The organism is Streptomyces caniferus (assembly GCF_009811555.1).
Lineage (GTDB): Bacteria > Actinomycetota > Actinomycetes > Streptomycetales > Streptomycetaceae > Streptomyces > Streptomyces caniferus.
This window is the reverse complement of the sequence record NZ_BLIN01000003.1, coordinates 1,639,245-1,651,451: the sequence shown is the minus strand read 5'-3', so window position 1 is coordinate 1,651,451 and position 12,207 is coordinate 1,639,245. Positions and strand designations below refer to the sequence as shown.

The 12,207-nt window shown below is 68.4% G+C and carries 15 protein-coding genes and 2 pseudogenes; 6 read left to right on the top strand and 11 right to left on the bottom strand.

Features of this window, described 5'->3' with window-relative positions; translation table 11 throughout:
* Nucleotides 1-150: 150 nt before the first annotated feature.
* Both Scani_RS15830 and Scani_RS15825 read right to left on the bottom strand, forming a co-directional pair.
* Nucleotides 151-711 carry a GNAT family N-acetyltransferase gene (locus Scani_RS15830; RefSeq protein ID WP_093487339.1) on the bottom strand — a complete coding sequence of 187 codons (561 nt, stop codon included), beginning with the start codon at nucleotides 709-711 and terminating at the stop codon, nucleotides 151-153.
* A 67-nt stretch (nucleotides 712-778) separates the two neighbouring features.
* A pseudogene (locus tag Scani_RS15825) lies at nucleotides 779-1,145 on the bottom strand (transposase); the annotation flags it as partial.
* A 526-nt stretch (nucleotides 1,146-1,671) separates the two neighbouring features.
* On the opposite strand from Scani_RS15825, the gene Scani_RS15820 reads away from it, so the two are divergent.
* A complete protein-coding gene (locus Scani_RS15820; protein ID WP_159475483.1) occupies nucleotides 1,672-2,166 on the top strand; it encodes a hypothetical protein in 495 nt (164 codons plus the stop codon).
* Between the two features lie 447 nt (nucleotides 2,167-2,613).
* Here the strand turns inward: Scani_RS15820 and Scani_RS15815 are convergent, their stop codons facing one another.
* From Scani_RS15815 to Scani_RS15805, 4 genes are all read right to left on the bottom strand, one after another.
* Nucleotides 2,614-3,621 carry a transposase family protein gene (locus Scani_RS15815; RefSeq protein WP_246295828.1) on the bottom strand — a complete coding sequence of 336 codons (1,008 nt, stop codon included), beginning with the start codon at nucleotides 3,619-3,621 and terminating at the stop codon, nucleotides 2,614-2,616.
* A 34-nt stretch (nucleotides 3,622-3,655) separates the two neighbouring features.
* Nucleotides 3,656-4,321 (bottom strand): GNAT family N-acetyltransferase, encoded by a 666-nt coding sequence (locus Scani_RS15810; RefSeq protein WP_308686574.1) that lies wholly within the window; start codon nucleotides 4,319-4,321, stop codon nucleotides 3,656-3,658.
* A gap of 39 nt (nucleotides 4,322-4,360) precedes the next feature.
* The gene (locus tag Scani_RS41960; protein WP_308686573.1) at nucleotides 4,361-4,513 is read right to left on the bottom strand and encodes a hypothetical protein; all 153 of its coding nucleotides are present in this window, start codon (nucleotides 4,511-4,513) and stop codon (nucleotides 4,361-4,363) included.
* Nucleotides 4,514-4,646: 133 nt separating this feature from the next.
* Complete coding sequence (locus tag Scani_RS15805; RefSeq protein ID WP_159475477.1) at nucleotides 4,647-5,477, bottom strand: helix-turn-helix transcriptional regulator; 831 nt, start codon at nucleotides 5,475-5,477, stop codon at nucleotides 4,647-4,649.
* 144 nt (nucleotides 5,478-5,621) lie between these two features.
* Between Scani_RS15805 and Scani_RS15800 the strand changes: the two genes are divergently transcribed.
* Entirely contained in the window at nucleotides 5,622-6,671 is a 1,050-nt protein-coding gene (locus Scani_RS15800) for an aldo/keto reductase (protein WP_159475474.1), read from the top strand.
* A 25-nt stretch (nucleotides 6,672-6,696) separates the two neighbouring features.
* On the opposite strand, the gene Scani_RS40915 is transcribed toward Scani_RS15800, so the two are convergent.
* Nucleotides 6,697-7,107 (bottom strand): hypothetical protein, encoded by a 411-nt coding sequence (locus Scani_RS40915; protein WP_246295827.1) that lies wholly within the window; start codon nucleotides 7,105-7,107, stop codon nucleotides 6,697-6,699.
* Between Scani_RS40915 and Scani_RS40910 the strand changes: the two genes are divergently transcribed.
* Nucleotides 7,084-7,482, top strand: a complete 399-nt coding sequence (locus Scani_RS40910; RefSeq protein WP_246295826.1) for a transposase — start codon at nucleotides 7,084-7,086, stop codon at nucleotides 7,480-7,482. The genes Scani_RS40915 and Scani_RS40910 overlap by 24 nt on opposite strands.
* A gap of 8 nt (nucleotides 7,483-7,490) precedes the next feature.
* Nucleotides 7,491-7,731 (top strand): annotated as a pseudogene (locus tag Scani_RS15790) (glycosyltransferase family 2 protein); the annotation flags it as partial.
* A gap of 38 nt (nucleotides 7,732-7,769) precedes the next feature.
* On the opposite strand, the gene Scani_RS41755 reads toward Scani_RS15790, so the two are convergent.
* Entirely contained in the window at nucleotides 7,770-7,901 is a 132-nt protein-coding gene (locus tag Scani_RS41755) for a hypothetical protein (protein ID WP_281391937.1), read from the bottom strand.
* Entirely contained in the window at nucleotides 7,898-8,743 is an 846-nt protein-coding gene (locus Scani_RS15785; protein ID WP_159475471.1) for an alpha/beta hydrolase, read from the bottom strand. Before Scani_RS15785 ends, Scani_RS41755 begins: the two co-directional genes overlap by 4 nt.
* Before the next feature lie 92 nt (nucleotides 8,744-8,835).
* Here Scani_RS15785 and Scani_RS15780 point away from each other — a divergent pair, with 92 nt between their 5' ends.
* Entirely contained in the window at nucleotides 8,836-9,804 is a 969-nt protein-coding gene (locus Scani_RS15780; RefSeq protein WP_159475468.1) for a LysR family transcriptional regulator, read from the top strand.
* A gap of 373 nt (nucleotides 9,805-10,177) precedes the next feature.
* Here the strand turns inward: Scani_RS15780 and Scani_RS15775 are convergent, their stop codons facing one another.
* Both Scani_RS15775 and Scani_RS15770 read right to left on the bottom strand, forming a co-directional pair.
* The gene (locus Scani_RS15775) at nucleotides 10,178-10,369 is read right to left on the bottom strand and encodes a hypothetical protein (protein ID WP_159475465.1); all 192 of its coding nucleotides are present in this window, start codon (nucleotides 10,367-10,369) and stop codon (nucleotides 10,178-10,180) included.
* A gap of 269 nt (nucleotides 10,370-10,638) precedes the next feature.
* On the bottom strand, nucleotides 10,639-11,193 hold the full coding sequence (locus Scani_RS15770; RefSeq protein ID WP_159476095.1) for a DUF488 domain-containing protein: 555 nt from the start codon (nucleotides 11,191-11,193) through the stop codon (nucleotides 10,639-10,641).
* A gap of 349 nt (nucleotides 11,194-11,542) precedes the next feature.
* Between Scani_RS15770 and Scani_RS15765 the strand changes: the two genes are divergently transcribed.
* A complete protein-coding gene (locus tag Scani_RS15765) occupies nucleotides 11,543-12,079 on the top strand; it encodes a S1 RNA-binding domain-containing protein (RefSeq protein ID WP_159475462.1) in 537 nt (178 codons plus the stop codon).
* The last annotated feature ends 128 nt before the right edge of the window (nucleotides 12,080-12,207 follow it).

Sequence of the window (12,207 nt, the reverse complement as noted above, 5' to 3'; positions counted from 1 at the left end):
GTGTCCCGATAGGGGCCGTGCCGACCTGCCAGGCGCTGGCACAGTTCTGACCGTCCGGACGGTTCGGTGCTGGCTACGGGATGCGCCATCGGGTCGGAAGGTGCAGGAACATGAGGAATCGTCAAGAGTCGTGGACGGGGCCGTTGACGTCTACCGAGGCTGTTCCCACTCGGTCCGGGTGAGTTCGTACTCGACTTCACCGTGCTCGGAGCCCTCGATCGCCTCCGGCCAGTCCCCGGTGAAGTTCCGGACGAAGGACAGGCCCGACTTCTCCATGACACGACGGGACCGAGTGTTGACGGCCATTGTGTTCGCCGTGACCCGCTCGACGTCCAGATCCGTGAACCCCTTGTGGATCAGGGCCCTGGAGCCTTCGGTGGCGTAGCCGCGCCCCCACGCCGCCTGGCTCAACCGGTAGCCGAGTTCGACCACAGCGGGGCTGTGCTCCTCCAGCGGCCGGAACTCGAACCAACCCAGGAAGGTGCCGGTGATCCTCTCCTGCGCGGCCCAGTACCCACGGGTCCCCCAGCACGGGTAGTCGTGCAGGAGCCGCGGCAGGGACCGCGTCTCGATCGTCTCGCGGCTGGTGGGACGGCCACCGTTGATGAAGCGCGTGACCTCGGGGTCGTTGTGCAGGGCGAGGAGACGATCAGTGTCGGCCGCTGTGAACGCGCGCAGGATGAGCCGGTCGGTCTCCAGGAAGGTGGTCATGCGCGATCTTCACCACGGGTGGGCTGGGCGTGCCACCAGTTTTCTGACCGGCGGCAGTCGGTGGTGTTCATGCCGCGCGGACCGCGGATCGCTCGACCAGCACGCCCCGCTCGAAGCTGGCCCCGGCATGGACCAGCGCGACGAGGTGGGTGCGTTCACGGCTCGCCACCACAGCTGGGCGGACTCCACCAGCTTGAAGACCATAACCAAGGCAGGTGACGTGCTGCCGGCGCCCTTGGTGACCTTCGTGCGGAGCCGAACCGTTGCGAAGGTGGACTCGATGGGGTTCGTGGTGCGCAGGTGGATCCAGTGCTCTGCGGGAAGTCGAAAAACGCGAGCAGTTCGTCCACGTCGTCGGTGATCTTCTTGGCGGCTTTGGGGAACTTTGTCCCGTAGGTCTTCGCGAATTCCGCGACTGCCTTGAGTGCGCGGTCGCGGTGGCGTCAAGGAGGGCAAGACGCGACGCGAGATTGTCCGATGCCTCAAACGCTACGCCGCCCGCGAGGTGTTCCACCTGGTCAGGCCCGCACAGCCATGACCTCCGTCATAGGGGCAGTTGGTGATACGACGAAGCCCCGTCCGAATTCGCCTTCCTCCGGCGGGGCTTCTTGCATCGGTGGTCATGGCGATGCTCGGCGTGACTTCTGTGGATCTCGATGATCGCCGTGAGCAGGCGCTGTTGGACCAACTTGAGTGGTACTGCACGGCGTGCCGCGGTGACCGTCCCGGCCGGGGGACTTGGCAGTCGACGCATCCATGCGGTTGGGTACATGCCAAATGATCTGTTGGGCAGAGGGGTTGACGGTGTTCAGGGTGGCACGGGGGATTGTGGTCGGGGCTGCGATGGTAGCGGCGCTCACGGCGTGCGGAGGTGCCGACGGCGGGAGCCCGGGGGCCACCGATGGCGGCGACGGCGCGGGTGCTGTCACCGGTGGCGGCGGGCAGCCGAAGGTGCCGGTCGTGCTGACCGAGGACCAGGTTCGCAGGGCCCTGGTGGACACGGGCAGTGCCCCTCAGGACTGGGAGGGATTCGGCGTCAGCATCCCTGAACATACCGAGTCCGTGAAGACCTGCCAGGACGACACGGGGACGAAGTGCGGCGGCTTCACAGCCCTCGGCACGTCGCACATCGATCAGGTAGCGGGCGAGGGCCAGGTCATCTTCACCATCTACGCCTTCCGCACCCCGGACGATGTGAAGTTCGCGATGAAGAGCCTGGTGGCCAAGGAGCGCCGTAAATCCGGCGCCGGGGCGAAGCCGCTAAAGGTCTCGGCGGGCGCGGATGAGACCGATGCCTTCACCGGACGGAACACCGAGATCTTTATGCGCCTCGGAGGGTCCCTGATCCGTGTGGCGAGCGAGGGTCTTCGGGAAGGCCAGCCCTACGCCGATTTCGCCAGGCTTCAAATCGATCGGATCAAGCAGACGGCCGAGGGCAAGAACCCCGACCTCTGAGTCCGGCGCGGCACCGGCGGCGAAAGTCGGCGTCTACCCTCCAGGCGCCCTGTACTTCGCCCAGCGCGTGTTTTCAGAGCACATCAACGCACCCCCGACTTCGACGGGGGTGCGTTGGGGGGCACCGTGCTGTCCGGCCTGTGCCGCGGGAGTGGCCACGGTCCGGCCGGTAACGGTCATCCACGTCGTACCAGAGCGCCACGGAGAGCCGTCGGCATCGGCCATGGCACCGGACCGACCGTGGCCGATGCGGCAGGCGCTTCGGCCACGGCCACGGTGCCGAGAGCGCATCCGTACGGGGTCGGCCGGACCGAGGCGCTGGTGGATACAGCGGACGCCGTTCACGCGGCCTGCTTCGGCCGTACCGATCCGCTGTGGAAGCGGACTTACGGCTTGGTGCGCGATGGAGATTCGGGCGTGGGGCCTGGTGGTTCGGCTGGTGGGTGATCAGCAGGCAGTCTGCCGGGCGAGCACGATCTCTGTACTCGCCCGTCGGACTGTGGCCCGACGGGCGGCGCGGTCGGAGACCAAGCCGGCGACGGCGCGGTGGGTCTCGGCAGAGTGCTCGCGTCGGCCGATGTACCGCTGGAGCGGTCGCCACTGCTTGTGCTCGGCGTTCGCGTGCTCCACGCAGATCCGCCGCGAGGATTGTCGCCGTCGAGCCTCGCGCCATGCGAGTTTCTCGCCTTCGGGAACATGCTCCGTAGGCTTGTGTGGCGGCGCGCTGACCTGATCGGGGAACTCGTTGGCGAGACCTCGGTAGCCCTCGTCGACGTCGACCGTGACGTCCGGATGGAGGCGGAGCTGTTCGGCGATGCCCTCGGTGCGCAGGGCGGTCTGGTCGTGCATCCGGCCGGGACGGTCGGCACCTGACCACAGAGTCCGGCCCTGGCCGTCGCTGATCGTGGTCGTCTTGACCGTGTTTTGTCTGCGCTTGCCGGACACGAAGACCCGGCGCCCGGGTCGGTGCGCGGCTGGTCGACGGACCTGAACCTCGGTCCCGTCGATCCGCAGCCGGACGCCCTCCGCGGCGGCGTAGCCGAACACGTCCGCCAACGTCCGAAGCCGCACCCCCGGCCGATCGGGGACGGCGAAGCCGCGGGTGGCCAGCAACGGCCTGATCTCGTGCACCGCACGGGTGACAGTGGTCCGGTCCACTCCATAAAGCTCGGCGAGGGCCACGTGCGGGAGCTGAAAGCGCAGAACGGCCAACGTGACCAGCACACGGTCGGTGAACACCAGCCGGTGCTGCGGACCGGCACCGGGTGCCCGCCGCCGTTGCCCACCACGCCGGTCGTGCCGCGCGGAGTCGCAGCGCGCGGTCCACGGAGCGGCCAACTCCTTTACCAAACCGACGAGATGGGCGCGGGAGAGGCCGCAGCAGGCAGGATGGGACAAGGCCGCACGGGCCCAGGGGGATGTCACAATCCGCTCAACCCGCGCGGCCGTTGTCATGTCACAGCTGACAGCGCCTCTGGTAGCGGACTCGCTACTCGGCAGGCCCACCGATCAATGCGGTCGCGATACGCCGCAAGCCGAGTCGGGCATAGAGCCGGGCGACGTCCTCGTCACCTGCAGACAAGAAGACGGTTTCCACGCCTCGTGATCGCGCGTCGGCCACAAGCGCCGCAGTGACCGCGAGCCCAAGGCCACGACGGCGAGGGGTGGGCAGCGTCCCGACACCGACGATCTCACTGACCGTCCCGACTGGCTGATGCCGGCCCGCGCACAGCGCCGTCCCGTCCTCCACCGCTGCGGCAACCACAGTCAGACCTGCCCGGATGCGTGCAACCACGCGATTCACCGACCCGTCGCCGGATCGGTCCCGCACCGTTTCTGCCAATTCCGCCGCGCCCGCCGAGCCGATACGGGTTCCGGGCTCCGCGAAGGCGAGGTGCGGCACAGCCAGCGCGCTTGGCAACGCCGGATTGTCCGGGTCCAAGGTCCTCGCCGACAGGTCCTCGGACATCTCGTCCACAGCGGGCGCCGACGAGCCCGGGTCGAGCACCATCAAGGGGTGCTCGTGAACCGCGAGCCCTGACTCCTCGACCGCGGCACGCAGCGCAGGCGTGGTCTCGGCTACCCACTCGAAACTCTCCGGGATTTCGAGCTCACGCTGCCGGACACGCACTCGGGCCACGTCGGCGACACTCACCGCACCCGACCATCCCCGAGCCGGACGTGCCTAGAACGGTCAACCTTGCCCTTCCCGGACGAACAAGGTCAGCGGCCCGAAATCTTCAACGCGAGCACCATGGCGCGGCACCGCGTCGTAGTACCGCTCAAGTTGGTCCAACAGCGCCCGCTCACGGCGATCATCGAGATCCACAGAAGTCACGCCGAGCATCCCAACACCAGGCCGCCAAGCGCTACCACCTCGTTTCTCAGATACGGCCAGTGTTATCGCGCACCAAGTCGTAAACTTTACCCCTCGCCAAGACATCCGTATGGCCCTCGGCATGAGTACCGAAATACGGGGATTAGCGGGTCAGGATGCGGAGTGCTTCCTGGGAGGGCGATCCCTCCTCGGCCGTGTGGACGATCAGGGCGAGGTCGGGGTGGCCGGGCAGCCGGAGGGTCTCGTAGGTCAATTCGAGCTCGCCCACCAGGGGATGCCGGTACCGGTAACTACCGTGCTCCCGGGCCTTGATGTCGTGCTCCGCCCAGATCTGGCCGAACTCGGGGCTTACGGCCGACAGTTCCTCGATCAGGGCCTGGGCGGCAGGAGGGCCGGGCGGGCGCGCAATGTCCAGCCGGAGGAAGGCCACCACGTCGCGAGCCCGCGCCCACCAGTCGACATACAGGTCGCGCACGCCGTCGTCGAGGAAAACCAGCCTGGCCATGTTGCGCTCTGCGGCGGGAAGTTCGCCGAAGTCGGTGATGAGCGCAGCGGCCGGCCGGTTCCAGGCCCGCACGTCGGTCCTGTGGTCGACCACGTAGGCAGGGGCGTCGCTGATCGCGGAGAGCAGGCTGTGTATGCCCGGGCGCAGTGGCGGGCCGCCGGTGGGTTCCTCGGCGGCCGCCGGGGCGGGGCGCGCCAGCAGGTGCAGATGCTCCCGTTCGGCCGGGTTCAGGCGCAGGGCCTTGGCCACCGCGTCCAGGACCTCCCCCGAGAACTGCAGGTTCCGGCCCTGCTCCAGGCGTACGTAGTGGTCGACGCTGACCCCGGCCAGCTGCGCCAGCTCCTCGCGGCGCAACCCGGGGACCCGGCGCTGCCGTCCGTAGGAGGTCAGGCCGAACTCCTCGGGGCGAAGCCGGGCGCGGCGCGATCGGAGGAATTCACCCAGCTCGGCGCGTCGGTCGAAGATCATGTGCCCCATTATTTTCTGGTTTTAGGTGTGCCTGGTCATGACGTGCCTAGGCAGCGCCGGGCACTGCCTGACCTCGCGTGGAACGCCGAGAGTTGAATCCGCCGGAACGGTTCCGGCATACCGATTCACGGGAGCGCATCACTTATGACTGTCACGCTTGGCCGTACCGGCATGGAGATTACCCGGTTGGGCTTCGGTTCCTGGGCCGTGTCGGGCTCGGGCTGGACCTTCAGCTGGGGCGCCACGGACGACGCCGAGTCGGTCGCCGCGATCCGCCACGCGCTGGACGCGGGCGTCAACTGGATCGACACCGCCGCGGTGTACGGCCTGGGCCATTCGGAGGAACTGGTCGGCAAGGCCATCGCCGACCTGCCGCAGGCCGATCGCCCGTACATCTTCACCAAGGTCGGCCTGGTCTGGGACCCGGACAATCCGTCGGCCGCGCCTCGGCGGATCATGAAGCCGGCCAGCGTCCGCCGCGAGCTCGATGACTCGCTGCGGCGGCTGGGCGTCGACCACATCGACCTGTACCAGGTGCACTATCCCGACACCGGTGAATCGCTGGAGTACGCCGGTGGCGGCTTCGGAGCGGTGTCGCCCAACGCCACGCCGCTGGAGGAGTACTGGCAGGTCATGGCCGACCTGAAGGCCGAAGGCAAGGTACGGGCGATCGGGCTGTCCAATCACACACCCGACCTGCTCCAGGCGGCCGAGCAGATCGCCCATGTCGACGTCATCCAGCCGCCGTTCTCGGCGATCAACCGGTCGTCCGCCGCTGAGATCGCCTGGGCACGCGCACACGAGACCGGCGTGATCGTCTACTCACCGCTGCAGTCCGGCCTGCTCACCGGGGCCTTCTCCGCCGAGCGCGTGGCCGGCCTGCCCGCCGAGGATTGGCGGACCGCCCACCACGACTTCACGACCGGCCTGACCGCCAACCTCCAGCTCGCCGAGGCGCTGCGGCCGATCGCTGAACGCCATGGGCGCACCGTGGCCGAGGTGGCCATCGCCTGGGTGCTCGCCTGGCCCGGCATCACCGGAGCGATCGTGGGCGCGCGCAAGGCCGCCCAGGTGGACGGCTGGATCGGAGCGGGCTCGCTGGAGCTGACCCCTGCTGACATCGAGGAGATCGCCACCGCGATCACAGTCTCCGGCGCGGGCAGTGGCCCCGCCCGCCACTCTTGTTCGATGTGAACCGGCCCGACCGGACCGACCGCCGTCAGCGCGGCAAATCGGATCCGCTCGATGCCCAGAACGCGGCCCGGGCGGCGCTGAGCGGGCGGGCACGCGCCCGGGCCAAGTCCGGCGACGGACCAGTGCAGATCGCCCGGATGTAAAAACTCACCAAGGGGCGGCGGTCAAGGCCCGCACCCAGGCGATCAATCAGCTCAAGGCCGTCCTCGTTGCCGCCGACCCGAATCTGCGGGAAGAGCTGGCCGGGCTTAACAATGCGGAACTCTTCCGTACCTGCGCACGGTTCGCCGACGACAGCAAGAACGACGAGGGCGAGGAAGAGGCGGTGCTGCAGGCCACCCGTATGCCCCTGTGCCTGGTGGCTCAGCGAATCGGGCAGCTCACCGAGCAGATCCAGGATCTGGAACGCCGCATGGCTCTGCTTGCGGAACGCCACGCGCCGCAGTTGCTCACTGTGGTGGGCATCGGTCCGGACACGGCCGTCACTTTGCTGATCACGATGGGGGACAACCCGGAACGTCTGCACAGTGAGGCGTCCTTCGCCGCGCTGTGCGGGGTCAGCCCCGTAGAACGCTCCTCGGGCACTCGGCAGTACCGTCGCCTCAACCGCGGCGGCGACCGGCAGGCCAACGCCGCCCTCCACCGGATCGTGCAGACCCGCCTGCGCATCGACCCACGCACCCAGAACTACTGCGAACGCCGCACCAAGGAGGGCAAGACCCGACGCGAAATCGTCCGATGCCGCAAACGCTACGCCGCCCGCGAGGTGTTCAACCTGGTCCGACCGGTATCCAACGGCCTCCTGTCATAGGGGCGTCCAAGAGACAGGACTACGCCCTGTGGCCGTCGATCATGCGTGACGGCGCTGACGCCCGGGGCCTTCCCGAGCCGCTTGCCGTGTACCGGGCCCACCAGGCGGGATCGCTGTCCTCCCACAAGCTGTCGCTGGTCCCGTACAACTGGGAGCTCTACAGCGAACACGAAGGGCTGTCGGTCCCCCCGGGCGACGCGGGCGCTGGCCGGCGCAGTGTGGCAGTCGATGCGCAACTCGCGGATCTAATCCCCTCAGCAAGCCCCCGCCAGACACCTGCCCACCACCTACGAGGCGCCCGGGCCGGCGCCCAGACCGGCCTGGATCACCGGCGCGGCGACCTGGGCGACAGTGACGTTGAGCAGCTGCACGAAAGTGGCGCTGAGCACCACCGGCAGCACGAGGCGTCCGCCGCTCACGGCAGCAGAGCCGCGGCGAGCTCACGGGGCCGGGCGGCGAACGGGCTGTGGCTGCCCGGGAGGGTGCGCACGGTGAACGGGTTGCCGGGCATGGCCCGGTCGGCTTCCGCGATCATCAGATCCTGCACGGCCGCCGGCAGCGCCCGGTCGTCCGCGCAGCGCAGGAAGGTCCGCGGGACGCGCCCCCACCGGCCCGGGGTCACGATGACCGGGGTGGTGGGGATCGCCAGCGGCAGATCGGGGCTCAGTGCCGAGCGCCAGCGGTCGAAGCGGTCCAGGGGGGTGTCGTGGTAGTGGGTCTGCCGCAGTTCCTCGACGTAGGCGGGATCCTGCGAGAGCGGGTTGATCCGCACGGCGCCCAGTACCCCGGGGTCGCCCAGGTTGAGGCTCTGGCCTCGTGCCGTGGCGTTCTCGGGCGAGCCGAGATAGTCGAAGAACCGGGGCCGTCCGGCGGGCACGAAGGCCGAGAGATAGACGATCTCGTCGACGAGTTCGGGTGCGCGCTCGGCGGCCAGCGACGCGGGGCCGCCGCCCGCGCTGTGCGCGACGAGCACCACACGACGGTGGTGGCGAGCCTGGCGCAGCGTGTCCAGCACGGCCTCGGCGCTGTCGTCCATCGTCACGGTGGCGAGCGCGGACCTCTCGGTCAACAGGCCCGGCTGGCCCGGCTGGAGGTATCCGCCGGGCAGTGGCGCGTCGAAGCCGTGCCCCGGCAAGTCGATGGCCATGCTCGCGGCACCGAGTCGTGCGAGTGCTCGCTGCGTCGCCGCCCACTGCCCGGAGCCGTGCCAGGCCCCGTGCACGAAGACGAAGACGGTGTCTGTGGAGGAAAAATCGGTCATGACCGCATTCCATGCGACCCTGTCCCGATCATCCAGCGAAAGATCTGGCAAGCTGGCCGACGATACATGTGAGATATGACGGAGAGGCTGATATGGAGGCGCGGCACCTGCGATACGCACTGACCCTCGCCGAGCACGCACACTTCGGCCGGGCGGCCGGTGCGCTGGGCATCGCGCAGCCTCCGCTGTCCAAGCAGATCGCCGACCTCGAACGGGAAGTGGGCGCCCGCTTGTTCGACCGCACCCGCCAGGGGGTGTTCCCGACGGCTGCGGGCGCGGCCTTCCTCGCCCGGGCCCGCAGGGCGCTCGACGAGATCACGGCGGCCTCGGTCGACGCGGCCAGGGCAGCACGCGGCGAGACGGGCCGGCTGCGCCTGGGGTTCATCGCCTCGGCGCTGCTCGAACCCCTGCCGGACGTCCTGGGCCGGTTCGGTCGTGAACGGCCCGAGGTGCGGCTGGAACTGCACGAGATGGCGACCAACCGCAGCACGGCCGCGCTCGTCGCCGGCGAACTGGACGTGGCGATCGGCCTCGGCCGCCCACGGGGCGTCGGGGCCGAGCAGTTGGTATCGGTCCCGATCGGACATGACCACCTGGTCGCAGTCGTGAGCAGCACGCACCCGTACGCGGGGCAGTCGTCGGTGGACGTGGACCAGCTGCGGCGACAGGCGCTGATCGTGGCGCCGGGCGAGGACGAGCCCGCCGTCATCACTGGGCTGCGGACCCTGCTGGGCAAGGACTCCCCGGCGCTCTCCGGCGCGACCGTCGCGAGGGACATCCACACCATCATCGGCCTCGCCGCCTGCGGGGTGGGCGTCGGTCTGGGACCCTCCCGCATGCTGACGGCCCCACGACGGGGCACGTGGTTCTGCGAGGTGACCCCGCGCACACCTCTGCCCGATCTGGTCCTGTCCTTCCAAGCCCGGGACCGCTCCCCGGCACTGAACGCCTTCCTCGACGTCATCCGCACGAACTGCCCCGACGTCGGTGCCGCGCTCGACCACCGGCTCGGCCCACGCGGACCACAAGAAGAAGGCCACCGCGACTCGACCCCTACCTGACTTCGCCTCGCCGGACGGGCGGGAAGAGTTCACCCCGTTCCGGTGCTTCGGCACCGAGCTCCGCCGCACCGTCGGCACGACCACCGCGATCGAGTCCGTCAACGCATCACCCCCATCATGGCGAAGGGCCTCATGGAGCTGGCCTGGCCCACACACACAGCCGACAGCGCACCACTGGCTCCGCGACGCCGTCCGCCGGACTCACCCCTGCGTACGTGCACCACACGAAGTGGACCAGAGCCGTGCCCGATGCCTCGCAACTCTCCTTCCCCGGCCCTGCGTTGCATGCCGAGACGGGCTGGCAGCGTTTCCACACCGGCCGGCCCTCACCGACGTCGCAGACCGCATGGGCCGCCCGTATGAAGGCGGCGACCTAGCCGGACCACAGAGCCACGGCAACCCCGATGATCAACGCGAGCAGAGCCTTGCGCTGACCACCCTTGAGCTGCTCCAGCACGGTGGTGAGGAGGCTGCGCACGGACCCGGGCGCGAGGCTGGAGAGGTTCTTGATCAGTGAGTTGATGGTGGCAAGGCCTCGCCCGCCGATACTGACGAGAGGCCGCACCCCATCACACCCACGGAGCTGGATGCCGGCGAATGGATGGCGCCCACTTGGAGCAGTCGCCCCACCGCGGCGGAAGGGAACACCGCAACGCGGATGCGTTCAGGCGGCGATCGCGACTATGTGAGCCGCTCGAACGAGCGGACTCCGCCGGGCCCCGCGGCAGCAGCATGGCGCCATCCGGCGCGTGAGCCGGAACGGTCTGCGGTTCGCCTGCAGTCGGAGGCAACGAGCACGCAGGCTCTTGAACAAGGACACCCAGGGTCCCGTCTTCACCGGTCTTTGGGCAGTACTGCTGCGGTGTCGTCGTAGACGAGAAGGCCATCGGGACGCTGACGCAGCCCGGGTGTCGGTGCATGAGCTACGAGCCGCTTGTCATGCATCAGGTGCAGCACGGTGACACCTCGGGCCACGACGGCGAAGTCTGCGATGAGGCGCCGGTGGCAGCGCCACCAAACGGCTTCGCTGCACATCACTGCCGTACGGGGCGCGAGGGCGTCTTGGAGCAGCTTGTCCATCGCGGTGACGAAGGCGGGGTCGCGTGTGTAGGCGGCGTAACCCCGGAACGATGCGTTGCGCCAGATGACGTCCGGTGAATCAGGCGCGGCTTTGCGGAAGCCCCCCAGGGCCTGTTCCCAGCGGTAGGAAATTCCGGCCTGAGGCATCCATTGCGCAAGACGGCCTCGGGACAAGTGTGGATTGCGGCGGCTTCCAGGGCCGATACGCACATCGACCACCGACATCACGCCCGCTCCTTGCAGTAGATCAAGCAGCTGTGCTCGCTCCAATGTGCCATGACCGAAAGTGATCAAAGTCGACGCGATCATGATCGTCACCGATTGTCATGCGGAGGTATGCACAAGGGGGCCCGGTTCTTCCAGGATGGCAGCCACGATGTCAGGTTCGGGTCGGCCGCTGCCCACTGCCGCGGTGCACCGCGTGGCATCTCCTTGGAGAGCCAAAGACGGCTCGCGCACGCTCGGCAGGCGAGGAAACGAAGATCAGCCCCGTAGCGCCGAAAACTCTATTTCCCCGCGTTGACCAGGTTTCTTCCACGGTCCCACCCATAGTCATCCGATGCGACCCCGGGGGCGCACACCTGAGCGTGAGCGGTGCGCAGAAGCGACAATAATGACGCTTCTCCGGGCAACGACCGGCCCATGCCATGATCTGCGAATGAGTGAGTACTCCTGGCCTGGGGAGAACGGCAGGCGCGTGCCCGACGTGGCTTCGGCCTGGTCCGAGACCGTCCGCGTTCTGCCTGTCGGTACTCGCATCGCCGGCGAGGTCATCGGCCGGCAGCCATTCGGTGTCTTCCTCGCCATCGACGACCGCCCCAACGCCGTGGGCCTGGCCAGGATCGACAGAATGCCCAGGTGCATGGAGTTGCCAACCGTGGGGCAGCGCGTCACCGGCGAGGTCGTTTGGCACGCCGACCACAATCACCAGGTGGGAATCGTGCTCGGCGAGTGGACCGAGCACGAAGACCTCCTGCCTCGCTTTCGCGTCGGTCAGGTCGTCGGCGGACGCGTCACGAAGATCGCGTCCATCGGCATCTTCGTGCGCCTCGCCGACTGCGTCGAGGGACTCGTTCCGCTCACCGGGTTGGCAGCGCCCGCGGAGTCCTTCCGCCAGGGTCAGGAGATGTCCGTACAGATCGCCATGGTTGACCATGAGCGGAACCAGATCCTTTTGACCGAACCCTTCCCGTAGCTCCTGAACACTGCACTGGGCGGTCCCGCTCAGCCTTTCGTGTGCCCGACACGATCCGAACGGCGCAGCCGGTAGGTCTCTACCTTCCGCCGGCATCACCGCCCGTCCAACTCACCACTGGTGGCCGT

Bases quoted from the DNA above. Each gene is read 5' to 3' on its own strand.
- Scani_RS15830 (WP_093487339.1), bottom strand. From the start codon at position 711: ATGACCACCTTCCTGGAGACCGACCGGCTCATCCTGCGCGCGTTCACA.
- Scani_RS15815 (WP_246295828.1), bottom strand. From the start codon at position 3,621: ATGACAACGGCCGCGCGGGTTGAGCGGATTGTGACATCCCCCTGGGCC.
- Scani_RS41960 (WP_308686573.1), bottom strand. From the start codon at position 4,513: ATGCTCGGCGTGACTTCTGTGGATCTCGATGATCGCCGTGAGCGGGCG.
- Scani_RS15805 (WP_159475477.1), bottom strand. From the start codon at position 5,477: ATGATCTTCGACCGACGCGCCGAGCTGGGTGAATTCCTCCGATCGCGC.
- Scani_RS15800 (WP_159475474.1), top strand. From the start codon at position 5,622: ATGACTGTCACGCTTGGCCGTACCGGCATGGAGATTACCCGGTTGGGC.
- Scani_RS40910 (WP_246295826.1), top strand. From the start codon at position 7,084: ATGGCTCTGCTTGCGGAACGCCACGCGCCGCAGTTGCTCACTGTGGTG.
- Scani_RS15785 (WP_159475471.1), bottom strand. From the start codon at position 8,743: ATGACCGATTTTTCCTCCACAGACACCGTCTTCGTCTTCGTGCACGGG.
- Scani_RS15780 (WP_159475468.1), top strand. From the start codon at position 8,836: ATGGAGGCGCGGCACCTGCGATACGCACTGACCCTCGCCGAGCACGCA.
- Scani_RS15770 (WP_159476095.1), bottom strand. From the start codon at position 11,193: ATGATCGCGTCGACTTTGATCACTTTCGGTCATGGCACATTGGAGCGA.
- Scani_RS15765 (WP_159475462.1), top strand. From the start codon at position 11,543: ATGAGTGAGTACTCCTGGCCTGGGGAGAACGGCAGGCGCGTGCCCGAC.